22 protein-coding genes are annotated in these 25925 nt (G+C 62.4%); 9 read left to right on the top strand and 13 right to left on the bottom strand.

The window, feature by feature from the left end; translation table 11 throughout:
* The first annotated feature begins 274 nt into the window (after nucleotides 1-274).
* From VNZ93_RS20350 to VNZ93_RS20340, 3 genes are read left to right on the top strand one after another with little or no spacing between them, the layout of a single operon-like run.
* On the top strand, nucleotides 275-820 hold the full coding sequence (locus tag VNZ93_RS20350) for a (2Fe-2S)-binding protein (protein WP_325709541.1): 546 nt from the start codon (nucleotides 275-277) through the stop codon (nucleotides 818-820).
* Nucleotides 817-1833 carry a xanthine dehydrogenase family protein subunit M gene (locus VNZ93_RS20345; protein ID WP_325709491.1) on the top strand — a complete coding sequence of 339 codons (1017 nt, stop codon included), beginning with the start codon at nucleotides 817-819 and terminating at the stop codon, nucleotides 1831-1833. The genes VNZ93_RS20350 and VNZ93_RS20345 overlap by 4 nt, the downstream gene beginning before the upstream one ends.
* A gap of 8 nt (nucleotides 1834-1841) precedes the next feature.
* Entirely contained in the window at nucleotides 1842-4061 is a 2220-nt protein-coding gene (locus VNZ93_RS20340; RefSeq protein WP_325709488.1) for a xanthine dehydrogenase family protein molybdopterin-binding subunit, read from the top strand.
* A gap of 24 nt (nucleotides 4062-4085) precedes the next feature.
* Here VNZ93_RS20340 and VNZ93_RS20335 read toward each other — a convergent pair whose 3' ends face one another.
* From VNZ93_RS20335 to VNZ93_RS20320, 4 genes are all read right to left on the bottom strand, one after another.
* Nucleotides 4086-5279 (bottom strand): MFS transporter, encoded by a 1194-nt coding sequence (locus VNZ93_RS20335; RefSeq protein WP_325709485.1) that lies wholly within the window; start codon nucleotides 5277-5279, stop codon nucleotides 4086-4088.
* Nucleotides 5280-5355: 76 nt separating this feature from the next.
* On the bottom strand, nucleotides 5356-6360 hold the full coding sequence (locus VNZ93_RS20330) for an inorganic phosphate transporter (RefSeq protein WP_325709483.1): 1005 nt from the start codon (nucleotides 6358-6360) through the stop codon (nucleotides 5356-5358).
* 10 nt (nucleotides 6361-6370) lie between these two features.
* Nucleotides 6371-7015, bottom strand: a complete 645-nt coding sequence (locus VNZ93_RS20325; protein ID WP_325709480.1) for a DUF47 domain-containing protein — start codon at nucleotides 7013-7015, stop codon at nucleotides 6371-6373.
* A gap of 86 nt (nucleotides 7016-7101) precedes the next feature.
* Nucleotides 7102-7491, bottom strand: a complete 390-nt coding sequence (locus VNZ93_RS20320; RefSeq protein ID WP_414710138.1) for a hypothetical protein — start codon at nucleotides 7489-7491, stop codon at nucleotides 7102-7104.
* A 457-nt stretch (nucleotides 7492-7948) separates the two neighbouring features.
* Between VNZ93_RS20320 and groES the strand changes: the two genes are divergently transcribed.
* From groES to VNZ93_RS20305, 3 genes are all read left to right on the top strand, one after another.
* On the top strand, nucleotides 7949-8245 hold the full coding sequence (gene groES / locus VNZ93_RS20315; RefSeq protein ID WP_325709474.1) for a co-chaperone GroES: 297 nt from the start codon (nucleotides 7949-7951) through the stop codon (nucleotides 8243-8245).
* 137 nt (nucleotides 8246-8382) lie between these two features.
* Nucleotides 8383-10020, top strand: coding sequence for a chaperonin GroEL (groL, locus tag VNZ93_RS20310; protein WP_325709471.1), 1638 nt, complete (start codon nucleotides 8383-8385; stop codon nucleotides 10018-10020).
* A 186-nt stretch (nucleotides 10021-10206) separates the two neighbouring features.
* Entirely contained in the window at nucleotides 10207-11376 is a 1170-nt protein-coding gene (locus VNZ93_RS20305; protein ID WP_325709468.1) for a hypothetical protein, read from the top strand.
* A gap of 37 nt (nucleotides 11377-11413) precedes the next feature.
* Here VNZ93_RS20305 and VNZ93_RS20300 read toward each other — a convergent pair whose 3' ends face one another.
* Entirely contained in the window at nucleotides 11414-11833 is a 420-nt protein-coding gene (locus tag VNZ93_RS20300; protein WP_325709465.1) for an META domain-containing protein, read from the bottom strand.
* A gap of 113 nt (nucleotides 11834-11946) precedes the next feature.
* On the opposite strand from VNZ93_RS20300, the gene VNZ93_RS20295 reads away from it, so the two are divergent.
* Nucleotides 11947-12882, top strand: coding sequence for a metal ABC transporter substrate-binding protein (locus VNZ93_RS20295; RefSeq protein ID WP_325709462.1), 936 nt, complete (start codon nucleotides 11947-11949; stop codon nucleotides 12880-12882).
* A 54-nt stretch (nucleotides 12883-12936) separates the two neighbouring features.
* Here VNZ93_RS20295 and VNZ93_RS20290 read toward each other — a convergent pair whose 3' ends face one another.
* From VNZ93_RS20290 to VNZ93_RS20275, 4 genes are all read right to left on the bottom strand, one after another.
* On the bottom strand, nucleotides 12937-14787 hold the full coding sequence (locus VNZ93_RS20290) for an FAD-dependent oxidoreductase (protein WP_325709459.1): 1851 nt from the start codon (nucleotides 14785-14787) through the stop codon (nucleotides 12937-12939).
* Between the two features lie 68 nt (nucleotides 14788-14855).
* Nucleotides 14856-16181 (bottom strand): TRAP transporter large permease subunit, encoded by a 1326-nt coding sequence (locus VNZ93_RS20285; RefSeq protein ID WP_325709456.1) that lies wholly within the window; start codon nucleotides 16179-16181, stop codon nucleotides 14856-14858.
* Complete coding sequence (locus tag VNZ93_RS20280) at nucleotides 16181-16684, bottom strand: TRAP transporter small permease subunit (RefSeq protein WP_325709453.1); 504 nt, start codon at nucleotides 16682-16684, stop codon at nucleotides 16181-16183. The genes VNZ93_RS20285 and VNZ93_RS20280 overlap by 1 nt, the downstream gene beginning before the upstream one ends.
* The gene (locus tag VNZ93_RS20275) at nucleotides 16685-17770 is read right to left on the bottom strand and encodes a TRAP transporter substrate-binding protein (RefSeq protein WP_325709451.1); all 1086 of its coding nucleotides are present in this window, start codon (nucleotides 17768-17770) and stop codon (nucleotides 16685-16687) included.
* Nucleotides 17771-17968: 198 nt separating this feature from the next.
* Here VNZ93_RS20275 and VNZ93_RS20270 point away from each other — a divergent pair, with 198 nt between their 5' ends.
* Entirely contained in the window at nucleotides 17969-18844 is an 876-nt protein-coding gene (locus VNZ93_RS20270; protein ID WP_325709448.1) for a dienelactone hydrolase family protein, read from the top strand.
* Here VNZ93_RS20270 and VNZ93_RS20265 read toward each other — a convergent pair whose 3' ends face one another.
* The 4 genes from VNZ93_RS20265 to VNZ93_RS20250 all read right to left on the bottom strand — a co-directional run bounded on the left by VNZ93_RS20265 (nucleotide 18845) and on the right by VNZ93_RS20250 (nucleotide 23903).
* Nucleotides 18845-20203: an amidase gene (locus VNZ93_RS20265; protein WP_325709445.1), complete on the bottom strand. Its 1359-nt coding sequence runs from the start codon at nucleotides 20201-20203 to the stop codon at nucleotides 18845-18847.
* Nucleotides 20204-20249: 46 nt separating this feature from the next.
* The gene (locus VNZ93_RS20260; RefSeq protein ID WP_325709441.1) at nucleotides 20250-21998 is read right to left on the bottom strand and encodes a TRAP transporter large permease; all 1749 of its coding nucleotides are present in this window, start codon (nucleotides 21996-21998) and stop codon (nucleotides 20250-20252) included.
* Complete coding sequence (locus VNZ93_RS20255) at nucleotides 21995-22663, bottom strand: TRAP transporter small permease subunit (protein WP_325709438.1); 669 nt, start codon at nucleotides 22661-22663, stop codon at nucleotides 21995-21997. Before VNZ93_RS20255 ends, VNZ93_RS20260 begins: the two co-directional genes overlap by 4 nt.
* A 103-nt stretch (nucleotides 22664-22766) precedes the next feature.
* Nucleotides 22767-23903 (bottom strand): twin-arginine translocation signal domain-containing protein, encoded by a 1137-nt coding sequence (locus tag VNZ93_RS20250; protein ID WP_325709436.1) that lies wholly within the window; start codon nucleotides 23901-23903, stop codon nucleotides 22767-22769.
* Between the two features lie 266 nt (nucleotides 23904-24169).
* On the opposite strand from VNZ93_RS20250, the gene VNZ93_RS20245 reads away from it, so the two are divergent.
* Entirely contained in the window at nucleotides 24170-25915 is a 1746-nt protein-coding gene (locus VNZ93_RS20245; RefSeq protein WP_325709433.1) for an ABC transporter ATP-binding protein/permease, read from the top strand.
* The last annotated feature ends 10 nt before the right edge of the window (nucleotides 25916-25925 follow it).

Raw genomic sequence — 25925 nt, 5'->3', positions numbered from 1 at the left:
AAATAGCGCCTTTGCCGCAATACGAAGCCATTTTGCGCAAGGCAGGAACATTTGCACGAATAAAAGCATTTCGCATTTTTTCTTTGAAACTAATCTAGCCCGACAGTTCTTCTGTCTTGTGCATCGCAAAGCAGCGGCTTTCGGGGCATTCATTGCGTCGCCCCTCTCGCCGAGCATCACCAATTGCTTGGAGTTATCGATGTCACGCAAATCATCACAAACGACGACTCGTGTTGAGCATCCAACCCGACGCGAAGTCGTCACGTCCGGAGCAATGGTTCCGATCGCCTTGAGCTTGCCATCGGACAGCGTGGCTCAATCCGGCGCGCAAACCGTAACGAAAACCGCCGCTCAAGTCAGCGTTCCGGTGACCATCACCATCAACGGAAAGCCGCGCGCGCTTACTCTCGATCCGCGATCGACGCTACTGGATGTGTTGCGTGAGCAACTGGATCTGACGGGTTCCAAAAAGGGATGCGATCAGGGCCAATGCGGCGCGTGCACTGTCCTGATCAACGGACGGCGCGTCGTGTCCTGTCTGACGCTGGCTGTCATGCAGGATGGCGCGAGCATCACGACGGTCGAGGGCCTTGCGACGGATGGCAAGCTGCATCCCTTGCAGCAGGCCTTCATCGATCATGACGCATTCCAGTGTGGCTATTGCACGCCCGGCCAGATCTGCTCGGCCGCCGGTCTGATTGCCGAAGGCAAGGCCAGGACACCGGACCAGATCCGCGAGCTGATGAGCGGCAACATCTGCCGTTGCGGCGCCTATCCCAACATTGTTGCAGCAATCCAGCAGGCGATGGGGCAGTCATGATCGGGTTCGAATATTCGCGCGCGAGCAATGTCGCCGATGCGGTGACACAGATGGCCGCAAGCCCCGGAGCGAAATTCGTCGCCGGTGGCACCAATCTAGTCGATCTCATGAAGGTCTATGTCGAAAAGCCGACAAAGCTGATCGACGTGACCAGGCTTCCACTCGACAAGGTCGAGGAGACTGCAGGCGGCGGCCTGCGGATCGGAGCGCTGGTGCGCAACTCCGATCTCTCCTACCACCCGATTGTCGAGCGCCGATACCCTATGCTGTCGAGCGCGATACTGGCCGGCGCATCGCAGCAGCTGCGCAACATGGCTTCCACTGGCGGCAATCTCGTGCAGCGTACGCGCTGCGCCTATTTCTACGACATCGCCACGCCCTGCAACAAACGCGAGCCGGGCACCGGCTGCTCCGCCAGGGAAGGCCTGAACCGGATGAACGCGATCCTCGGCACGAGCGACGCCTGCATTGCCGTGCATCCGTCGGACATGTGCGTGGCGCTTGCCGTGCTCGAGGCGAAGATCCACGTCACCGGCCCGCGCGGCGACCGCGAGATCGCGCTTGCGGATTTCCATCGGTTGCCCGGCGGCACTCCGCAGCTTGAAACCAACCTGAACGCAGACGAACTGATCACCGCGGTCGAATTGCCGGCGCGAGGATTTGCATCGAACTACACCTATCTGAAAATCCGCGACCGGCTGTCCTATGCCTTCGCACTCGTCTCCGTCGCGGCAGGCATCGAACTCGACGGCGGCACGATCCGCGAGGCACGGTTCGCACTCGGCGGTGTCGCGCACAAACCGTGGCGCAATGCCGAGGCGGAAGCGGCACTGCGTGGCAAAGCCGCGAACGAAGCCGCGTTCGCCCAGGCGGCCGATATCGTGCTGCGCGAAGCAAAAGGCTTCGGCGGCAACACGTTCAAGATCGAACTGGCACGACGCACCATCGTGCGCGCGCTGTCGCAGGCCGCGCGCGCAACGCCGCAGTCGCAATCCACCAAAAAGATCGCGTGAGCAAAGTCATGGCACCTTACATCGGTACTGCTACCTCCCGCGTCGATGGCGTTGCGAAGGTCACCGGCGCCGCCAAATATGCCGCCGAGTTCAATACGCCCGGCCTCGCCCATGCCAGCCTCGTCACATCGACGATTACGAAGGGTCGCATCACGGGCATTGACCCGAGCGCTGCCAAGGCCGTCAAAGGCGTCCTCGCCGTGCTCACGCACGACAACCGGCCGGCGATGGCGGACAAGGACGAAGCTTACAAGGACGATGTGGCTCCGGAAGACGGATCACCCTACCGGCCGCTTTACGACAACAGGATCATGTTCAACGGCCAGCCGGTCGCGCTTGTCGTGGCCGAGACGCCGGAGATCGCGCGATACGCAGCGTCCCTGGTGAGAGTGAACTACGCGACGGAAAATTTCGTCACCGACATCTTCCGCGAGCGCGCCAGAGCGACCCCGGTGAAGACCAGGGAAGGCCCGATGGCTCCGCCGAAAGCCCGCGGCAAGCCCGACGACGCGCTGGCTGCCGCGGCCGTTCGCCACGAGGCCGAATATTACGTGCCGATCGAGCATCATAACCCGATGGAGCTCTACGCTTCGACCGTCGTGTTCGAGCCCGGCGGCAAGCTGACGATCTACGACAAGACGCAAGGTGTGCAAAACGTCCACAAGTATATCTGCGGCGTCTTCAACATGAAGCCGGAGGACGTGCGGGTCATGTCGCCCTATATGGGCGGCGGCTTCGGCTCGGGCCTCCGCCCGCAATACCAGGTCGTACTGGCGGTGCTGGCAGCGCGCGCGCTGCAGCGTTCGGTGCGGCTCGTGCTGACCCGGCCGCAGATGTACGAACTGGGCTATCGACCCGCGATGATCCAGCAGATCGCGCTGGGCGCAAATACGGGCGGCACGCTCGACGTCATCACGCATGACGCGGTAACCGTCACGTCGCAATACGAGGATTTCCACCGTCAGGAGACCGGCTGGTCCGGCCTCCTTTACAAGTCGCCAAACGCGAAATATGCGCACCGCCTCGCGAAGCTCGATCTGCCGACATCGGCGGACATGCGGGCGCCGAGCGCTGCACCCGCGCTGTTCGCGCTCGAGTCCGCGATGGACGAACTCGCCGTCAAGCTCAAGATCGATCCGATGGAGTTCCGATTGCGGTGTTATTCGGACCGCGACCAGAATGAAGACAAGCCATTCGGCAGCAAGGCTCTGCGCGAATGCTACAAACAGGGCGCAGACGCATTCGGCTGGAGCAAGCGCAGCCCCGAGCCTCGCTCGATGCGCGACGGCAGCGAACTCGTCGGCTGGGGCATGGCGACCGGCATCTGGGAGGCGCTGCAGGTACCAATCACCGTGCGCATTGCACTCACCGCCAACGGTCATGCCGAGGTCGCGTGCGCAACGTCCGACATCGGCACCGGCACCTACACCATCATGGCGCAGGTCGCGGCCGATATGCTCGGCCTGCCGATCGAGACTATCAGCATCAAGCTCGGCGACTCGAGCCTTCCGCAATCGCCGGTCGAAGGCGGATCGTGGATCGCGACGTCCGTGGCGAATGCCATTGTGACAACCGCCGGGGCGATCCGCGACCAGTTGCTCGGCTTCGCGGGCAAGATGCCAAACTCGCCGCTTGCCGGGATGAAGGGCGATGATGTCACGCTCGCCGACGGCAAGCTTGTCAGCAAGCGCGACGCGTCCCGCAGCGTGTCGATTGCCGACGCCATGCGTCACGGTTCGGTGGAACGGATCGTACAGGAGAAGACCACCGGGCCGAGCGGCGACCACTCGAAAGCGAACAATACGCACGCCGCGCATTTCATCGAAGTGAAGGTGGACGAGCAGCTCGGCGTCATACGCGTCACGCGCGCCGTGAGCGCGATTGCGGCCGGGCGAATCCTGAATCCCAAGACCGGTGGCAACCAGATCAGCGGCGCGGTGGTCTGGGGCATCGGCATGGCGCTGCACGAGGAGACCCATATCGACCACAGGTTCGGCCGCATCATGAATGCCAACCTCGCCGAATATGCGATGCCCGTTCACGCCGACATTCACGACATCCAGGTGATCTTTGTCGACGAGAAGGACGAGAGTAATCCGCTCGGCCTGAAGGGGCTTGGCGAGATCGGCATTGTCGGTGTCGCCGGGGCGGTCGCGAATGCCGTGTATCATGCGACCGGCAAGCGCGTGCGCCATCTGCCGATCACGCTCGACAAGCTGCAGGCGTGACCGCTTAGGCCAACGGGATCGCGGTCAAGCTTTCGGGCGGCGGATCGCGATCAGGCAGACCAGCGAGACGACACCGAAAGCGGCCGTGACCGCGAGCGCGGTCGCGTCTCCGCTGTGCTCGACCACGAAGGCGAGCGCGAGCGGCGCCATCGCCTGCATCACCTGGAACGGCTTGGCGATACGGCCGAGGACGCGGCCATAGCCGCTCGCCCCGAACAGCGCGAGCGGCACGGCACCGCGCGCGATGGTCAAGAGACCATTGGCGGCGCCGAACATGATTGCAAATGCGATCGCGGCCCATAGCCTGAAGCCGAACAGCGCAATCAGCGCGAAGCCGGACAGGATCAGCGCGACCGAAAATCTGGCGAGATTGAGCGGATGCGCGCGTCCGCCGAACACAAGCTCGCAGATCCGCGCGGCGACCTGCGAGGGTCCAAACAACGCACCGATCATCACCGCTGTTGCAGGGTCGATGCCCGAACGGCCGAACATCGCGATCAGATGCGCCGCGAGGCCGGACGGAATGAAGGCATACGACGCAAAGGCCGCAGCGACGAGAAAGAACACGAGACCGCTGGCCGGCAGATAGGTCGGCGGGTTCGCGGCGGCGTTGTCGGCCATGGCCGGTGGCGCGGCTTTGGTGCGCGGCAATGCGAAGGCGTGCAGCGGGGCTGCGACCATCGCCAGTACCGCGGCAAATATCAGATAGGTGCCGCGCCAGTCGGTGAAGGTGAGCGAGAGCTGCGTCGCCGGCCAGCTCGCGGTCGAGGCGAAGCCGCCGGCCAGCGTGAGATAGGTGATCGGCTTGCGTGCGCCTGTGCCGAAGATACGGCCCAGTGTCGCGAAAGCCGGATCATAGAGATTGGCCGCGATGGCAACGCCGAGAATCACCCAGACCGCAAGATAGGCGGCCGGATGCGAGGCAAAGGCGAGCAGCGCCACGGCCAGCGCGCCGATCAACGAGCCCGCCGCCATGACGATATGTCCGCCATACCGATCGATCCAGCCGCCGATGGTGGGCGCGGTCGATCCGGCAACGAGAAGCGCGAGCGAAAACCCCGCCATCGCAAACGACAGCGACCAGCCGCGATCCGCCGCGATCAGCGGCATCATCAGGACCGGCGGATAGAACAGGATGCCCCACGCGAGGATTTGCGTGACGCCGAGCACCAGCACGGCGCGCCAGGGACCGAGGAGGAATGCGCTGAGACGGGACATGCGAGGACCGGCGGGGCGTAGCCAAGCCTAGCACGTCGCGAGCGGAAACCGGACTGCCGCTCCTGCAAACCAGCCGTCAGGCGAACAGGCGGGTCGCGTAGTAGCAAAGCGCCGAGATCGCGGCGGAACAGGGGATGGTGATGATCCAGGCTATGACGATGCCGTTTGCCACGCCCCAGCGCACCCCGGACACCTTCTTGGCCGCGCCGACGCCGACAATGGCGCCCGTGATCGTGTGGGTGGTCGAGACCGGAATGCCGAGCCCCGTCGCCATGAACAGCGTGATGGCGCCGCCGGTCTCCGCGCAGAAGCCCTGAACCGGCGTCAGCCGCGTGATCTGCGAACCCATCGTCTTCACGATGCGCCAGCCCCCGGCCAGTGTGCCAAGACCCATGCCGAGCTGGCAGGAGATCACCACCCAGAACGGTACATAGAACTCGCTGCCGAGATGCCCCTGCGAATAGAGCAGCACCGCGATAATACCCATGGTCTTCTGCGCGTCGTTACCGCCATGTCCCAGCGAATAGAGCGAGGCCGACACGAACTGTCCGGAGCGGAAGAAAATGTCGACTCCGTACGGCGTTCTGCGCGCGAACAGCCACGACACGATCAGGAACAGAACCAGCGCCAGGACGAACCCGGTGAAGGGCGACAGAAAGATTGCGGCCGTGGTCTTTGCCAGACCGCCCCACACGATCGACGAAATACCGACCTTCGCAACGCCGGCGCCGACCAGGCCGCCGATCAGGGCATGCGAGGAACTGGACGGGATTCCGTAATACCAGGTGATCAGGTTCCAGGCGATTGCGCCCATCAACGCCGCGAAGATCACGCTCGCATCGACGATCTCGGGCGAGATAATTCCGGTGCCGACCGTGTTGGCGACATGAAGGCCGAAGATCAGGAAGGCGATGAAATTGAAGAAAGCCGCCCAGATCACAGCGTAGTGCGGCCGCAGCACGCGCGTCGACACGATGGTCGCGATCGAATTCGCGGCGTCGTGCATTCCGTTGATGAAGTCGAAGAACAGCGCGACGACGATCAGCGCGATTAGAAACGGAAGGGCGATCGAGGCGTCCAAACCAAGCCCCTCAGACGTGCTCGATCACGGTCGCGTGGATGACGTTGGCGACGTCATCGAAGCGGTCCACGACCTTTTCGAGATGATCGTAGACCTCGTTGCCGGTGATGTAGCCCATCGGATCGGCGTTACGATACCGCCGGAACAACTCGTGCAGCCCCTGGTCGTGCAACTCGTCGGCCTGCCCTTCGAGGCGGGATATCTCTTCGGTGATTTCTCCGAGGCGATGGGCTTCGTTGCTGATGGATTTCAGCCGCGGAATTGCCTCTTCCACGAGGCCGGCGCAGCGCTTGATCACGTCACCCATCTCGCGCATCTGCGGGGTGAACTCACGCAACTCGAAAATCATCACGGCCTTGGCGGTCTTCTGCATCTGGTCGATGGAATTGTCCATCGACGTGATCAGTTCCTTGATTGCGCCGCGGTCGAACGGAGTGATGAAGGTACGGCGAACCGCGATCAGGATGTCCCGGGTGATGACGTCGGCGTCATTCTCACGCTCCATCACCAGCTGAAAGTTGCGTTCCACCGCTTCGCCGCCGTCCAGCAGCGCCCGCAACGCCTCGGCACCCGCCACCAGCGTTTTCGAATGCGCAGCGAACATATCGAAGAAGCGCTCTTCCTTCGGAAGGAGCGCATTGAACCAGCGCATCATGTCAAATGGCTCCCGTCGGACCGATCGCGCCGGACGCTACCCGATTCGATGATCGCGAATGACGCTAATATGACCGTCCACAAGGATCAGGCGCGCGGCGCACAGCGCACGTAGACCTGCGTCCCATAGCGGCCGGACACCTCGGGATCGAGGAAACGCACGGTCATCGTGCGGCCATCGAACGAGGTGATCTCGCGGTCCTGCATCCCGCCCGCCGGCTCGCCGGGCGGGCCGATAAAGGTCTTGTTGCCGGGCGCACCCTTCAGCCGCAGTTCTTCCGGCTGCGCCTTGTCAGGCATGTGCATGATCACGCCACCGCTCGGGCCCATGCCGATATTGTAGGGCTGGCGGCAGCCATTGCGGGCGGCAGCTTCGGTGCGCTTCAGATCCTGTGGATTATGATAGGCGGCGAGGCCCCAGCGGCCTGCGATTTCCTGCGCCTTGATGGCCGGCGGCACCTCGGCGACCGACGGCATCGAAGTCTCCGGCGAGTTTCCCTGCCCGGCGCAGGCGCCAACGGCCAGCGCAGCGGAAAGTCCAAAAATAGCTTTCATCGGCAGACGAAGCCGTACGGATACCATGGCTCGACCTCGGTTTTGCGGGGAGCCCAGCCCCCAGCCCCCAATCACTTTGCTGTCAAGATCGCTCTGGCGCAAGCCCTTGGATCTGGCAACCCCTGACGCGACCTTAGCAGGTTTGAATCGAACATGGCGGCGTTCTGTAAATCCAGCCCTAATCTCACCGGGCGGGACGGATTTTGTCACGAGTGGCCAATCGGCAAGGCCGTTCAGGCGCTTAAAGCTTGACAGAAAGGCCCTTCGCCACCTATCACCCTGCCCCGTTGGCACTCCTTTAGTACGAGTGCCAAGTCGCTGCAAAGTCAGCAAATTTTCCAGCTCCTGCAGCAGTAGCGTAACGCCCCGCGAGGAAAACATGGCCAAGAGCAAGTTCCGCCCCCTGCATGACCGCGTGGTCGTGCGCCGTATCCAAGCCGACGAAAAGACCAAAGGCGGCATCATCATTCCGGACACCGCCAAGGAGAAGCCGCAGGAAGGCGAAGTCGTCGCCGTCGGCCCGGGTGGCCGCGACGAGAGCGGCAAGCTGATCCCGATCGACGTGAAGGCCGGCGACCGCGTGCTGTTCGGCAAGTGGTCCGGCACCGAAGTGAAGCTCGATGGCGAAGAACTCCTGATCATGAAGGAGTCCGACATCATGGGCGTTGTCGGCTGATTTTCTTCCCTCGCGCTGAGGAGGCCGCGAAGCGGCCGCCTCGAAGGGCGAGAGTAAACCCTAATCAACCTCCCCTTCGAGACGCCGGCGGACCGGGCCCCTCAGGGTGAGACTCAGAGACAACGGAGCAATTCCACATGGCTGCCAAGGACGTGAAATTCGCAGGCGACGCGCGCGAGCGCATGCTGCGCGGCGTCGATATCCTCGCCAACGCTGTGAAAGTGACGCTTGGCCCCAAGGGCCGCAACGTCGTGCTCGACAAGTCGTTCGGCGCTCCGCGCATCACCAAGGACGGTGTGACGGTCGCCAAGGACATCGAGCTCGAGGACAAGTTCGAGAATATGGGCGCGCAGATGGTGCGCGAGGTCGCCTCGAAGACCAATGATCGCGCCGGCGACGGCACCACCACCGCGACCGTTCTCGCCCAGGCAATCGTGCGCGAAGGTGCGAAGTCGGTTGCCGCCGGCATGAACCCGATGGATCTGAAGCGCGGCGTCGACCTCGCGGTCGCGGCGGTGATCAAGGACATCGAGAAACGCGCGAAGCCGGTGGCTTCGTCCGCCGAAGTTGCTCAGGTCGGCACCATTTCGGCCAACGGCGATCAGACCATCGGCAAGATGATCGCGCAGGCGATGCAGAAGGTCGGCAATGAAGGCGTGATCACGGTCGAAGAGGCGAAGTCCCTCGATACCGAGGTCGAGATCGTTGAGGGCATGCAGTTCGACCGCGGCTACCTGTCGCCGTACTTCGTCACCAACGCCGACAAGATGATCGCGGAACTCGATGACGCCTACATCCTGCTCCACGAGAAGAAGCTGTCGGGCCTGCAGGCCATGCTGCCGCTGCTGGAATCGGTTGTGCAGTCGGGCCGTCCCCTCGTCATCATCGCGGAAGACGTCGAGGGTGAAGCGCTTGCCACGCTCGTCGTGAACCGTCTGCGCGGCGGCCTGAAGGTCGCTGCCGTGAAGGCGCCGGGCTTCGGCGACCGCCGCAAGGCCATGCTCGAGGACATCGCGATCCTCACCGGCGGCCAGCTGATCTCCGACGATCTCGGCATGAAGCTGGAAAACGTGACCCTCAACATGCTCGGTCGCGCCAAGAAGGTGATCATGGAGAAGGAAAAGACCACGATCGTCAAAGGCGCCGGCAAGAAGGCCGACATCGAGGCGCGCGTTGCCCAGATCAAGGCTCAGATCGAGGAAACCACCTCGGACTACGACAAGGAGAAGCTGCAGGAGCGGCTGGCGAAGCTCGCCGGCGGCGTTGCGATCATCCGTGTCGGCGGTGCGACCGAGATCGAGGTGAAGGAAAAGAAGGATCGCGTCGAGGATGCGCTGAACGCCACCCGCGCTGCGGTCGAGGAAGGCATCGTGCCGGGCGGCGGAACCGCGCTCCTTCGCGCGAAGAAGGCGATCGGCCGTCTGAACAACGATAACGCCGATATCCAGGCCGGCATCAACATCGTGCTGAAGGCGCTGGAAGCCCCGATCCGCCAGATCTCCGAGAATGCCGGCGTGGAAGGCTCGATCGTGGTCGGCAAGATCATGGACAACAAGTCCGAGACGTTCGGCTTCGACGCGCAGAACGAAGACTATGTCGATCTCGTCGAGAAGGGCATTGTCGATCCGGCGAAGGTGGTGCGTACCGCGCTGCAGGATGCGGCGTCGGTTGCGGGCCTCCTGATCACGACCGAAGCGATGGTCGCCGAACTGCCGAAAGAACCGGCACCGGCCATGCCCGGCGGTGGCGGCGGCATGGGCGGAATGGGCTTCTAGCCCATTCGCCCAAATCAAAAAATTATCGAAGCCGGCAGGCCGGCTTCGATTGGCGGAATGGGCTTCTGACCGCCCGCTTCCGTTTCATGGATTGCGAAAAGGCGCGGCGCGAGCCGCGCCTTTTTTCTGCGCTGCATTGGTCGCCATGCTAGCATTCAAACGATTTGCAGATGCGGAGACCTGACGATGCGCGTGTTGTCGATTGCGGCACTGGCTCTGGCGTGCAGCGGGTTCGCTGCATCGGCGCAAACCAACGTCCGCTATTTCAACGGCGTTTATGGCCTCCTCGGCGACATCGAAACCGATGCGTTCCTGAAAGAGACGCGACAGGGCGGCAAGGTCGTGTCGGCAGAGCTCGACGTCTGTCATGCGCCATCGCCAGGCTCGCCGCTGCGCGACCGTTTTGTGGTGGCGCTGAAGCCGCAGGGCAATCGGCTGGTCGGCTCCGGGCAGACGCAGGAAAGCAAGCGCCCTGTCACGGTCGATCTCGCTCGCTCCGCCACCGGCAACAGCTACTCGTTCGAAGGCACCGTGAAGCTCGGCGATCAGGTGCACAAGGCATCGTCGGACGACCTCGCCGACATGAGCGAGAAGGATTTCCGCGAGCAGACCTCCGTCGAGGAATCGATCGCCGACAATCCGGCCGACTTCCGCGAGGTCACGCCCGGCACGATTGCGATCCGCGTTGCGCGCACGGCGATGGTCGATCTGCTGAAGGCGTTGCGGACCGAAAATGTGAAGGTTCAGGGCTACAGCATTGCACCGAGTTGCGAGTCTCTGAGGCGCGGCACCGTCGATGTCCAGATCGATGTCGACCCGGAGCGGGCAGTCGATCTGGTCAGCAAGGTCAAGGCGATGCCCGGCGTCACGAAGGCCGGCTGGACCAGCGGCGGTCTCGACCTCAACCGCGCCGTCCGTATTCCTGCAGGAGCGTTCCGCGATAGCGCGGGCAAACTCGACCGACAGAAGCTTGGCGATGCGATCGCCGCAGCCTCTGCGAAAGTGTTTTCGGCGCAGCGGGGCTCCGTGGAATGGGACGATGTCACCGGCGAGCTCACCGTCACCGTCAAGCGGCCGGACATCACCATACCGGAGCTCGGCCTGACCGAGGTGATCGGGATCCCGTTCATGATCAGCGGTGAGAAGCCCGGCGCGAAGGACACGATCGTCATCCGCATCGGTCAGAGCGATGGCGAAATCCTGGACGACGGCGCGGTGCCTCGCCTGACGATCGCGACGAACCAGAGTGGCGAGGAAACGCCCGAGCCGACCGGCAGCGATAACCTGCAGGCGATTATCGCCCGGGAGCTGAAGGGACAGACCTGGGACGCCGACAAGGAAGCCTGGTCGAAATAGGCTCCGTACCCGTTGCGACTAATTCTACCCGCCGCGGCTAATTCGACGCCGGACGCCAGCGCAGGGGCTCCGGACCTTCAAGCACCAGCAGGAATCCCTCCCAGCGCCACGCCGTCACCTGCATCAGCTTGGTCAGGAACTCCTTGTCCGCATCGAGCTGCGCCTGCGAACACTGATTGTCGCGCAGCGCAGTCGGCGTAATCGTGATAGTCCGGTCAACCACCGCGGCGCGCCCCCGGCCGCTGGCGCACCACAGGTCGATATCGACCGTGCCGTTCTCGGAGAATTGCAGCCAAGGCAGCCGCTTCGAGCCCTTCATCGGATTTGCGTCGAGCCGTAGCTCGGCACCGTACGGGAATGCCTTTTGCGCCGCGGCAGGAGCGCAGATCGCGGCAATTGCAATCACGGCAGAGGCACCCAAGGCGACGAATACGGCGCGAACTGGCGCAAAAAGCATGCGGATTCCGATCTGTGGCTGAGCGGCCGTCCGGCCGGCGGGATGAAATTTCGGCAAGGCGTGGATAAGCGTGCGGCGGCAATTTATAGTGCCGCACCGAAACGGACAACGACATGACACGATTGCTCCTTGCTCTCGCGACTCTCGCCGCCTTCGCATCCACAGCCACAGCGCAACAGGACAGGCTACGGGTCGTCACCACGACCGGCGACCTGAAGGTGCTGGCCAAGGCGGTCGGCGCAGAGCGAGTAACCGTCACCAGCCTCGTTCCGCCGGGCGAGCGCCCCGAACGCTATGCGCCGCGGCTGCAGGAAACCTCGGTGCTGAAGGGTGCGCGTGTCGTGGTTCGCGCCGGCCCCGGCATCGACGGATGGTTCGACAAGCTGCTCTCGCGCGCCGCGCAGAAGAACGGCGCGACCGGAATCGAGCGCGGCGAGAAGGGTCATATCGATGCATCCGCCGCTGTCGCGGCCACCGACCCGACGCTCGTGAGCGCAGGCTTTGCGGCGCGCAACCGCCGCTCGCAGCGCGGCGCCGCAACACTCCATTACTGGCTCGATCCGAAGACGGCGGACGCGATCACTGCGGCGATGGTCAAGACGTTCTCCGAGGTCGATCCCGACAACAAGCGCTATTATGAGCAGAACCGCGCCGCGTTCCTGTCGCGCCTCAATCAGAAGCTCAGCGAATGGACATCACGGCTCGAGCCGCTGAAGGGAGAACCATTGCTGGCCTTCCATGACGACTGGGATTACTTCGCGCGGAGGTTCAATCTCAACATCGTCGACTTCATCACCGAACGCGACGGCGCCCCGCCGAAGCTCGGCCGCATTGGCGAACTGGCCAAGCTGATGAAGGACAAGAATATCCGGATCATCCTCGCCGAGGCGAACCAGCCGGAGCGGCATTCGAACATGCTGGCGCAACGCACCGGCGCAAAGGTTGTCCAGCTCGCAGGCAGCGTCGGCATGCTGCCGAATACGGACGATTACATCTCGCTGTTCGACGCCAATGTGAATGCACTGGTGTCGGCCTATAAGCAGAAGTAACAGGCGGGTGCACTCACCTCCCCTTAAGGGGGAGGGAGTACAGCAGCGCCAGTCTCACAACACCTCGTCCACCGCGCGCTTCGCCTGGCCGATCGCGCTGTGGGCATAGGCACTCCAGCCGGCATCCGAATTGGCGATCGCGACCCGGCCGTGGGGCCGCCGCGCAGCTTTCCTGGTCTCATCAGCACTGCCCGGGGGGTCGAACAGCGTGTTCTCGCCATACGCATAGCCGTGCGCCCAGCGATTGACTGTGATCGCAGCGATATCGCGCGCGCTGGAAAATCCGCCGGCGCCGAGCATGCGATCGAGTTCGTCACGCACCCGCACCTCGAAATCGTCGAAGCTCATCTCAAGCAACTTCATGCGCCCGATCCGGAACATGTCGCGCGCCTCCATGCCCGGATTGCTCTCGTTCGGCACATGCACGAGATGCAGACCGATCGGCTCCGAGGGGCGGCGCGAATGCTTGTAGCCGCCCAAACTGACCGGATAGTCGAGCTTCACGCGGCAATGGAATGACATCGCACCCGAAATTTCGTGCACGCCGAGCCTTGCCCATGGCTCCCAGTTGCGCACGACAACTTTCGTATAGACCAGCGGCGCCTTGACGTTGCGCAGCAGCGCATTGCGCTGCTCTTCCGGCAGACCGGGCATCATGTAGGGGATCGCCGAATTGAAGCCCGCAAGGATGGCGCGGGCCCCGCGCACGCGGTGAACCCCGCCATTGCGGACATACGCGATCTCGACGCCGCCCTTCCCGTCCCTCACATTGACGCAGGTGGACTGCAGGCGGATGCGAACGGCATTCTCGCGCTGATCCAGCAGGTCGTAGCGGAAAGACGCGAGCACAATGTCATCCATGCTGTTACCGGGCGCGATGCCCGGTATCAGCGCGCGCACAAGTAGTCGCGCGAGCGATGCATTGCCGTCCGGGAAGTGATGGATATAGGGCTCATCCCGTTCGGGGCTCGCATCCGCGGGAAGACCCAGCCCGTCGAAGCCGGGCAAGCCCATCTCGCGTGCATCTGCCGCCGAGATCATGTCGCTTGCCAGCGCGAAAAAGTCGAGCGAACGGCCGTGGAAGCAGTTGGCGGCCCGTTCGCTCAGGCCGCAGGCCTTCGTCAGGTAGTCGCGGTAGCTGGTCTCCCCGAGGAAGTCTTCCTTCGCGCTTACGCTCTTGCCGGCGAGCGGATCACGCTTCGCATCATAGAGCGAGAGGATCTGCGCTTTCTCCGTGGCGCCGACCGGAAAGCCCGCAACGAAATCCGCGACCGGCTTTGCGTTCAGAAGACCCGGACCAAGATCGTCGGCCGCCGAATGCATCGGATCGCCGGTGACCAGCGCGTCGCGTTCGAACGACTCGCGCGGAAAGAATACGCCGCGTGACAGCCCCATGGACGGATAGAGATTGCGTTCGAAGGCCGTGTCGAAGCGTCCGATATCGACGCCGAGCTCCTTGATGAGCCCCTTGGCAACGGGACTCCACAGTGCCTTCGGCGATTGCAGGGACTCGCTGCCGCCATATCCGAGGATCAGCTGACCATCGACGGTGAATTCATTGCGCTTGGCGTGACCGCCGAAATCGTCGTGATTGTCGAGAATGAGGATGCGCGCGTCCGGCCGCCGCTTACGGTAGAAATACGCCGCCGAGAGCCCGCTGATGCCCGCCCCGACCACGACGAGGTCATAGTCCTCATCGATCGGCCGGCCGGAAAAGTCCGGCACCTCGCCGTCGCGCATGGCATGCGCCACCTCGAACGAGCCGGGATGATGACCGCGCAGGCCGCTGCGAGCCGGCGGCTCCTGCACAGGCTGCGCCTTCGCAAGCTGCGCCAGCGGCGTCAGCCCTGCGGCCACCGTCAGCGCGCAGCCGTCCAGGAAATCGCGACGTGTGATGTCAGGCACGTCCTTCCTGCTCCGCCCAAGCCCCGTCCTGGCGAGGCCGGGCGGAGATTACGGCATCACCCGCCGCTTCACCACCCGATCGCTTTAGGTAGCCATGTCGCAAGGCCCGGGTAGCAAAAGACCAGGACCAGAGCGATCAGCTGCATGATGATGAACGGAACCACGCCGCGATAGATGTCGGCGGTGGTCACTTCGGGCGGCGCCACCCCGCGCAGAAAGAACAGGGCCCAGCCGAAAGGAGGCGTCAGGAACGAGGTCTGCAGATTCACGCAGATCAGGGTGGCGAGCCACACCAGATCGACATTCGCTTGCACGAAGACCGGCAGGAACAGCGGCACCGCGATGTAGGAAATCTCGATCCACTCGATGAAGAATCCGAGGATGAAGATGATCAGCATCAGGAACCAGATGTCGTAGCCGACACCGCCGGGCAGGAACGCGAAGAGATCGTGAACGATCTTTTCGCCCTGCAGCCCACGGAAGGCGAGCGCAAAGGCCTGAGCGCAGATGAGGATGAACATCATCATCGCGGTGATCTTGGTGGTCGCCTGCGCCGTTTCCCGAACGACCTTCCAGGACAGGCGCCCACCGATCGCAGCGACGACCAGCGAACCGAGCGCGCCCATCGACGCGGCTTCCGACGGCGCGGCGATACCCGCGATGATGGAGCCAAGAACGGCGCCAACCAGTGCGATGGGAGGCGCCACCACCTTGAACGACTTGCGGATCAGCTCTGCCCTGGAGATCTGGTCGCGTTCCTCCTTCGAGAAGGCGGGAACACTGTCGGGACGCACGACGCCCATAATGAGGATGTAGAGCACATAGATCGCCGACAGCATCAGCCCCGGAAGGACAGCCGCAGCGAACAGCGTGCCGACCGACTGGTTCAGGATATCCGCCAGCAGGATCAGGATCAGGCTCGGCGGAATGATCTGCCCGAGCGTGCCCGACGCGCAGATCACACCGCAGGCCAGCCCCTTGTCGTAGCCGCGCCGCAGCATCCCCGGCAGCGTGAGAAGGCCGAGGGTGACAACCGTCGCACCGACGATGCCGGTCGTTGCACCCAGCAGGACGCCGACCAGCACAATGCCGATGCCAAGTCCGCCGCGCAGCGACCCGGACAGGTGGCCGATGACGTCCATCAGGTCTTCGGCAAGCTTGGATTTCTCCAGCATCATGCCCATGAAGACGAAGAGTGGAATCGCCAGCAGCGTGGAGTTCGTCACCACGCCGAAGATGCGGCCCGGCAACAGATTGAACAGCAGGGTTCCGAACCCGAGATAACCGAAGACGAGACCCGATAGTGCCAGCGTCAATCCGACCGGGATGCCGGCCATCAAAAACACGAAGAACGACACCAGCATCAGGATAGCGAGCATTTCCTGCAAGGGCATCAGTGTCTCCGCATCGCAAGCGCACTTTTGATCGCTTCGGAGAGCGACTGCAGGAACATGATCGCAAAGCCGATCGGGATCAGCGCTTTGACGATGTATCGATATTCAATCCCGCCGGGATTGGCTGTGCCCTCCCCGATCGACCAGGATTGGTAGACATAAGGGATCGAGAGCAGGATCACGATCACGCAGAATGTCATCGAGATGACGGCGGATATCGCATCGACCAGGTGCTTGTTGCGTTCGGAGAAATACTGAAACACCACGTCGACCCGCACATGCTCCTTGTGCAGAAGCGCGTACGACATGCCGAACAGGCAGATTGGCACGAAGATGTGCCATTCCAGCTCCTGCGCCCAGATGAAGCCGTAGGAGAAGGCATAACGGAGCAGGACATTGGCGCCCATGACAAGCGCAATGCCGAGCGCAAGCCACGACGTGGCGCGGCCAACGAGATCGGTGAACGCATCGATCCCGCTGGCCAACTTTTCGGCGGTGAACAATCAGGCCTTCCGGATCTTCGTGTGGTAGACGGTTTCGCTCAGGTCGGCCCAGGAGTCGTACTTGGCCTTGTAGGCCATGTAGGAGTCGTGGACTTTCTTGGTGACCGGATCTTTCGCAACCGCTTCCGCCAGGATCTTGTCGTTGGCGGCACGCAGCGCCTTCACCACGGAGTCTGGCAAGGGCCCCGCGATCACGCCCTGGTTCTTCACCAGGTCTTCCATCGCTTCGGCGTTGTTCTTCTGACACCAGGCTTCGCTGATCGTGTTGCATGCGGCGCAGGCATTCTCGACGATGGCCTTCAGGTCCGGCGGCAGCGAATTCCACTTTGCCTTGTTGATGGTCAGTTCGCTTGCGGTCGCCATCTCGTGCCAACCGGTCGTGTAGTAATATTTCGCCACCTTCTGCAGGCCGAGCTGGCGGTCGAGATACGGACCGACGAATTCGGCGGCATCGATCACGCCGCGCTCGAGCGAGGGGAAGATTTCGCCGGGAGCAATGAGACGGGAGTCGACGCCGAGTTCCTTGTAGACGCGACCGGCAAGGCCGGGGATGCGCATCTTGATGCCCTGCAGGTCCTCGGGTTTTTCGATCGGCTTGCGGAACCACCCGGTCATCTGCACGCCGGTATTGCCGCAGACGAAAGGCACGAGATTGAAGCGATCGTAGACCTCGCGCCAGAGCTGGAGGCCACCGCCGTCATACATCCAGCCATTGAAGCCCTGGAAGTTGAGGCCGAACGGCACGGCAGTGAAATATTGCGCGGCGAAGCTCTTGCCGGTCCAGAAATAGGAATTGGCGTAGTTCATCTCGACAGTGCCGGACGAGACGGCGTCAAAACCCTCGGCGGCCGGGATCAACTCGCCGGCGCCGAAGAACTGGATCTTGATCCGGCCGTTCGACATCTCCTCGATGCGCCTGCAGAGATCTTTGGCGCTGCCCGGTCCCGTGGAATAGAACGCGGCATTCGGGCCGTAGAAGCTCGTCATTTTCCAGTTGAAAGTGGTTTGCGCGCGCACCACCGAAGGCGCGGCCACCGTCGCCGCCGCACCCGTCAATGCCAGTTTGGTGAAATCCCGACGCCGCATGACACCCTCCCCGCTGAACGTTTCGAAGTGCCATCATCAAGCAAATTGCAGGCCAGCATTTACAGCGCGGTTATGCCTGCATTTATTCGACAGGCTGAAAACTGATTATTTTTTGGGCTTTGTTGGGAAAAATTCGAGATCGGAATGCATAAAGCTCCGCCGGAGCGGTTTGCCTGATAGACGCCGGGAGAAAAGGAAATGGATCAGCGCATCATCAACCTCTACGATCGCTTCACCCATGGTGGCATGAGCCGCCGCACCTTTCTCGAACGGCTGACGCAGCTTGCCGGTTCGAGCGCTGCGGCCACGGCGCTGCTGCCGCTCCTGCAGAACGACTATGCCAAGGCGGCAATCGTGCCGGCCAATGAGCCGCGGCTCGTCTCGGAGCGAGTGTCGTTCGAGTCCCCGAAGGGAAAGATCAACGGCTATCTCACCCGCCTGAAGGGCAATGCGAAACGGCCGGCCGTGCTGGTCATCCATGAAAACCGTGGCCTCAATCCGCATCTGGAAGACATTGCGCGCCGCCTCGCGCTGAGCGGCTTCCTCGCCTACGCGATCGACTTGCTCTCGCTGGTCGGCGGCACGCCGGCGAACGAAGACGAGGCGCGCGAACTGCATCCGAAGATGAATCAGGATGACGCTCTGGTCGCGCTTGTCGCGGCCGTGAACTTCCTCAAGAAATATCCGGAATCGACCGGCAAGGTCGGCGCGGTCGGCTTCTGCTTCGGGGGGATGATGGTCAACCGGCTCGCGGCCGCGAGTCCCGAACTCGACGCCGCCGTTGCCTATTACGGGCGGCAGGTCCCGGCAGCGCAGGTGCCGAATATCAAGGCGTCATTGCTGCTGCACTATGCCGAGAACGATGCCGGTGTGAATGCCGGCATCGCGGATTATGAAGCCGCACTGAAGGCCAACAACAAGAGCTACGTGATCTACCAATATCCGGGCACGCAGCACGCCTTCAACAACGACACCGGCGCAGCGCGCTACAACAAGGCTGCTGCGGATCTCGCCTGGCAGCGCACGATTGCTTTCTTCACGGAAAAGCTCGGTACGCCGCCGAAGGGCGCCTGATCAGGCGCGCTTGCGCCGGGTCTTCGGCGGGTTGAGCTTGTTGACCAGCCAGTTGGCATTGCGCAGCAGCCGCGCATCGTCGCGCGGCCCTCCGACCAGTTGCACGCCGAGCGGCATCTCATCCTCGCCGGTGAGCAGCGGCAGCGACAGCGTCGGCAGGCCCGACAGCGTCCAGAGCGTAGAGAAGATCGGGCTGCCGGTTGTGCTATGCCCCTTCGGCGCGACACCCGGCGCCGCCGGGGTGATGATGGCGTTGCAGTGGTCGAAATAGCCGACCAGCGAGCGCGCCAGTTCGCGCGCTTCCTCCCGCGCCTTCTGATAGGCGACCGCCGTGATGGTCCGCCCCTCTGCGATGAGGTTGCGCAAGACCTCGCTCACCGCTTCGCCCCCCCGATCGACGAAGCCGCCGAGGTTATACGCCATCTCGGCGTACATGATGGTGCGGTGGATGTCCCAGGCGTCCGCGTAGATCTCGGGCAGGTCGATTCGGACACAGTTTTCACCAAGGGACTCGGCGAGCTTCTCGAACGCGCGCTGCGCTTCAGGCTCCGCCTTGTCCCAGACCGGCGTACGCACGAAGGCAAAGCGCGGCTCGACCGGAAAATTCTCGACGGTGATGGCAGGGAAGTCCGGCACCATGCCCGGCCGGGTCTCGGGATCGTCCTCGTCGTAACCGGAGATGGCCTGGAGCAGCAGCGCGAGATCCGGCAGCGATCGCGCGAAGGGACCTGCGACATCGAGCGTCTCCGACAGCGGCAGGATGCCGGTGCGCGGGACGAGGCCCTTCGAGGGCTTGGCGGCGTAAACGCCGCAATAGGACGCGGGCCGGATGATCGACCCGTTGGTTTGCGTTCCGATGGCAAGCGGCACCATTCCCGCCGCCACCGCCGCCGCCGTGCCGGAGGACGAGCCGCCAGGCGTGCGCTCGACATCGTGCGGATTGCGGGTCTTGCCGGGATAGAAATAGGCGAATTCGGTCGTGACCGTTTTCCCGATGATGACCGCGCCGGCCGCCCGCAGCCTGGTGATGATGGCCGCGTCCCTGTCCGCCCGGCGGCCGGCAAACAGCGGCGAGCCGAACTCTGTCGGAAAGTCCTCAGTGTCGATGATGTCCTTGATCGCGACCGGGATGCCGTGAAGCGGGCCGAGCGGCTTGCCCTCCAGCCGATGACGATCGAGATTGCGCGCCTGATCGATCGCGTAGTCCGGCGATATATGGGCGAACGCCCCGACCTCCGGCTCCACCTCCTCGATGCGGGAAAGACAGGCACGGACATAGTCCTCTGCCGAAACAGCTCCGCGGGCGATCTGCGACGCCACCTCGGTGGCCGGCAGCGTTAGAAGATTGACACTCGACACGACGGCTCGATCCTATCCAAAACTTCCTGTCCGTAGCGGGACGCGACTAGCGCGGCCCGTACAGATAGTTCGGCAGCCATAATGTCATACCCGGCCACAGATACATAATGACCATGCAAATGATCACGATCAGCATGTAAGGCATCATGCCGCCGAATATCTGGTTAAGCGTCACATGCTTCGGAGCAACGCCCTTCAGATAGAAGGCGGACATCGCCACCGGCGGCGACAGGAAGGCGGCCTGCAGGTTCACGAAGACCAGAACGCCCCACAGGACCGGGTCGATGTTGAAGTGCTTCAGCATCGGCAGGAAGATCGGAACGAAGATGACGATGATCTCCGTCCATTCCAGCGGCCAGCCGAGCACGAAGATGATGGCCATCGACAGGATCATGAACTGGGTCGGCGACATGTCCAACCCCAGCACCCAGCTCTCCAGCAGGGCCTGACCGCCCAGGATCGCGAACACCGCCGAGAACAGGGCTGAGCCGACGAACAGCCAGCAGACCATTGCCGTCGTCTTGGCCGTGAGGAACACCGCCTCCTTGGTTTTCTTCCAGTCCAGTGTCCGGGCCTGGAACGCCAGCAGGAAGGCACCAGCGGCACCGACCGCAGCGGATTCAGTCGCAGTGGTGATGCCGAACAGAATGACAGCGAGCACGACGACCGTCAGAATGCCGAGCGGCATGACCGATACGGTCAGCAGCTTGATCACAACAAGCCGTTCTGCCGTCATACGCGCGTAGTACCGGATCATGATGATCGCGGCCAGGGCGGCAATCACACCGAACCAGATATAGAACGACATGTCCGGCCCCGCCGAGGCGGGGGTGACCGGAGCGGACGTCGGCGATCCGAGCGGCTGAAGGCCTTCCGGCAGCGCCTCCTCGGGGCCACTCTGCTGATGGATCACGACGTACCACCAGACAAGCCAGACCGTCAGCGCGACCAGACTTCCAGGCACGAGCGCGTAGAGAAGATTCTTGAACAGCTCCCAGCGGCCGAGCGGACGACCGTCGATCTGGATCGCGGATGCCTTTTCCGGAGACGCAAGCGACTTGAGGAGAGCAACAAACGTGTTGCGGGAATAAGCGTCCTGCAGCCTTGTCAACCAGTCCGGAATCGGGACCTTGGTCTGCTCCTCCGGCAATTTCGGTGCGATCTCAGGCCGGAGCAGCGCCCATCCGAGGATGTAGACGAGATACAGCAAGGACAGGAAAAACCCCGGAAACATTGCCGCAGCATAGAGCTTCACCACCGACTGGCCGGCGACCGCCGCATAGACGATGATCATCACCGATGGCGGAATCAGAATGCCGAGCGTTCCGCCGGCCGTGATGACGCCCGACGCCAGCTTTACGTCGTATCCGGCCTTCAACATCGGATTGAACGCGATCACGCCCATCAGCACCACGACGGCGCCGACGAGGCCGGACGCGATGCCCCAGAAGGTACAGACGATGAGGGTCGCGACCGCAAGCGACGCCGGAACCCGCCGGAACGCAAGCTGGATCGAATAGAACATCTTGTCGACCAGCGCACCGCGCTCCATCACGTATCCCATCAGCACGAAAAGCGGGATCGAGATCAGAACGTCATTGGTCATCGCACCGTAGGTGCGCTGAACCATCAACTCGAAAACGCGGTTATCCGTCCAGGCCTGACCCGGCACGTAGAACGCGATGAAGCCAAAGAACATGCCAAGGCCCATCAACGTGAAGGCCGTGGCGAAGCCCATCATGATGACGACGACAATGAGCGCCAGCATCAAGAGGCCGAGGGCCGGATCACTCATGTCTGCAGGTCCCCGCCCATGCCGCGCTGACGCGCGGCCTCGTCGATATTCTTGGCCTTCTCGATCGCGATCTTGCGCGATTCCTCGTCGACATAGTCGCTGTGTGCGAGTTGCTCCTCGATGACGTCTGTCTCCGCGACGTCCTTCAGCCGGCTCGGCCATTCACCGGTCTTTATACAGACGATGCACCGCACGACTTCGGCGACGCCCTGCAGCATGATCAGGGCGCCGGCGATCGGGATGACCGTCTTGAAATGGTAGACGGGCGGGCCATCCGCCGTGACATTCGAATGTTCGTTGATCCGCCAGGAAATCGCCGCGAAATCCAGCCCTGCGTAACAAAGCGCGGCAATGCCGGGAAAGAAGAACACGAAGTAGAGGATCAGGTCGAGCGTCGCCTGGGTTCGTGGCTTCATCGACGAGTAAAGGAAGTCGCCGCGAACATGAGCGTTCTGCGCCAGGGTATAGGCGCCGGCCAGCATGAACAGCGCACCATACATCATGTTGCTGGCGTCAAAGATCCACGACGTCGGCATGTTCAGGAGATATCGCTTGAACACTTCGACGCAGACCGTGGTCATCAGCAAGATGATGAGCCAGGCCGCGGCCTTTCCCACCCATGTGCTGATTGCGTCGACCGTGTGCAAGAAGCTTTGGACGCTCATGCGATCAGGCCGTTAGCGAATGTTGGAAGAAGCTGACATGAGAAAGACGCGAGGCACCACACGGCAAATCTCCGAATGGTGCCTCGCGCAGCTTTAGGCTACATTAGATTTTTTTCGCCGCACCATTGGCGCCGAAATAGTGATCGTAAGCCATCCGGCGATTCACGACCGTGTCCTGCTCCCACTTGACCGCTCGCTCAGCGAACTTGAGCTGGGACTGCAGAATCTCCTTGAACAGCGGATTTTCCGCGGCCTTCTTCTTGGCCACCTCGTCGTAGATTTCGAGCTGGGCCTTCAGGACCGAATCCGGCGTCTTGTAGAAGCGGACGTTATCCTTGGTCTGCAGCGTCTGATAATCCTGCGAGTAGCGATCGATCGCCTTCAGCGACATGTCCTGACTGGCCGCCTCCACCGCATTGGCGATGATGGCTTTCATCTTGTCCGGCAGCGCGTTGTACTTGTCCTTGTTGAACATGATCTCGAACTGCTCGGCATTCTGATGGAAGCTCTGCAGCATGCAGGTCTTCGAGACGTCGGCAAAGCCGAGCGCGCGATCGGACGACGCGTTGTTGAACTCTGCAGCGTCGATCAGGCCGCGATCCATGGCCGCCACGATTTCACCACCGGGCAGCGCGTTGACCGCGGCGCCCATTCCGGTGAACACGTCAATCGAGATACCGACGGTACGGAATTTGAGACCCTTGATGTCCTCGGGACGGGCGATCGGCTTCTTGAACCAGCCGAGCGGCTGGGTCGGCATCGGGCCGTAGGGGAACGACACGACATTGCCGCCAACCGATGCGTAGAGCTTCTCGAGGAGTTCCTTGCCGCCGCCGTATTTATGCCAGGCGAGCAACATTTCGGCATCCATGCCGAAACCGGGACCCGAACCCCACAGCGCCAGCGCGGTCTGCTTGCCATAGTGATAGACGAGCACGCCGTGGCCGCCGTCGAGGACGCCCTTGGACACGGCGTCGAGCAACTGGAAGGCCGGCACAACAGCGCCGGCAGGCAGAACCTCGATCTTCAGATCGCCACCGGTCATATCGTTGACCTTCTTGGCGTAATCGAGTGCGAATTCGTGGAAGATGTCCTTTGAAGGCCACGTGCTCTGCCAGCGCATGCTGATCGGGCCCTGCGCCTTCGCAACCTTCGGTGCGGCGACGGCCGCAGCCGCGCCCGCGGCGCCGGCCGCAAGCAGGAATTTGCGGCGCGACGTCTTCTCTGCCTTCTTGGTCATCGAGATCCTCCCTAAACGACCGTTTTTGTCCCGGCTTGGATGCCGTTTTCGTGACTAACCGCTGGAGCGAATATGATATTCCAGCGGGTCTCGTCATAGTTTGGACGGGTTGTACGGTTTGCACAAGTCTACCAATTGTTACTCCTGCGTAATTTTGCCGGGAAGCGGATGCCCTCGTTTAAGTCTGCGCTACCGCTGCAATTTTGTGTCCGCAAAAGACGACATCCCGGTCTCGCCCCGCGGTGGACGGTTCTGAAAGGTGCAGCGTGAAGGATCTGGTCCGGGTATTCCGCGAAGTCTTCCGACTCTCACTGCCTTATTTCAGGTCGGAAGACCGGCGAGCGGGGCTGATATTGCTGGGCGCCGTTATCGGTATCGAATTGTCGATTGTCGCGGTCAACGTACTGATCAATCAATGGAACGCGCGCTTTTTCAATGCCCTGCAGGAGCGGAACTGGGACCAGTTCGTTCGTGAGCTCAGCATCTTCTGCGTGCTGGCGGGCATTTTCATCGTGCTCGCGGTCTATCAGCTCTATCTGAACCAGTGGCTCCAGATTCGCTGGCGGACCTGGATGACGCGCGTTTATCTGGATCGTTGGCTGAACAGTTCCACGCACTACCGGATGCAGCTTTTTGGCGATGCAGCAGACAACCCGGACCAACGGATCGCCGACGACATCAACCAGTTCATCGAGAAGTCCCTTACCATCGTCGTGCGGCTGCTCGGCGCAATCGTCACGCTTCTGTCCTTCTTTGCGATTCTGTGGGGCCTTTCCGAATCGGCGCCGCTGACACTGTTCGGTTCGCCAATTGCGATTCCCGGCTATCTGGTCTGGATCGCACTGGTCTATTCCGTGATCGGCACGCTGCTCGCGCACTGGATCGGCTGGCCTCTCGCCGCGATCAACTTTCGTCAGCAACGCTTCGAGGCCGACTTCCGCTTCAACCTGATCCGCGTTCGCGAGAATGCGGAACAGATTGCATTGATGCGCGGCGAAGAGGCCGAAAAAAGCCGGCTCGGCGATCGCTTCTCCAAGGTCATCAGGAACTTCATGGACCTGATGTCGCGGCAGAAGAAGGTGATCTTCGTCCAGCAGGGCCATGCGCAGGTGGCGATCATCCTGCCTTATGTCGTCGTGAGCCCGGCCTATTTCTCTGGCGCAGTCCCGCTCGGCACGCTCACCCAGACCGCAAGCGCCTTCAACAGCGTGCAGGAATCGCTGTCGTTCTTCGTCACATTCTATCGAAGCATTGCCGAATGGGCTGCGGTGGTCGACCGGCTGAGCGGTTTCAATCGCTCACTCGATCAGGCGGAGGCGATGGCGGCCACGTCCAGCATTGCAGTCTCGTCCGATCCGGGCGCGCGATCCGTCCGGATAGAAAACCTCTCGGTGCATCGCCCCGACAACAAGCCATTGCTGACACCCACGGCACGAGAATTTCATCCGCGCGAGCATGTGCTGGTGAGCGGCCCCTCGGGGGCTGGAAAATCGACGCTGTTCCGGGCGATCGCCGGCCTTTGGCCATTCGGGTCGGGGCGCGTCGTGATCCCGGACGGGGCGCGCATCATGGTCCTGCCGCAGCGTCCGTACTTCCCGGAAACGACGCTGGCCAATGCGCTGTCTTATCCGGCCTCGGACGCTTTCGACGATGCCGCTTTGACCGAGGTCCTGCGCGCGGTTGGCTTGCCCGCGCTGAGCATGAGGCTGCACGAAGAGGCGCACTGGAACCGCACCCTCTCGCTCGGCGAACAGCAACGGCTCGGCGTCGCGCGCGCGCTGCTGCAAGCACCGGACTATCTTTTCCTCGACGAGGCGACGGCCTCGCTCGACGAGCCTTCCGAAGCCAAGCTCTACGGGTTGTTGCAGGAGCGGTTGAAGGGGACCACGATCGTCTCGATCGGCCATCGTTCGACGTTGACCGGACTGCATGACCGCCACGTCGCCTTCGAGCCGGATGGCGACAGCGGGCACAAACTCGCGGAGAAGAAGCCGGCCGCCGCGGCCGAATAGCGGTGATTCG

Origin of the sequence: Pseudorhodoplanes sp., from assembly GCF_035565795.1 — a bacterium.
In the GTDB taxonomy this organism is placed as follows: domain Bacteria; phylum Pseudomonadota; class Alphaproteobacteria; order Rhizobiales; family Xanthobacteraceae; genus Pseudorhodoplanes.
This window is presented reverse-complemented; position numbering and strand designations above follow the sequence as displayed.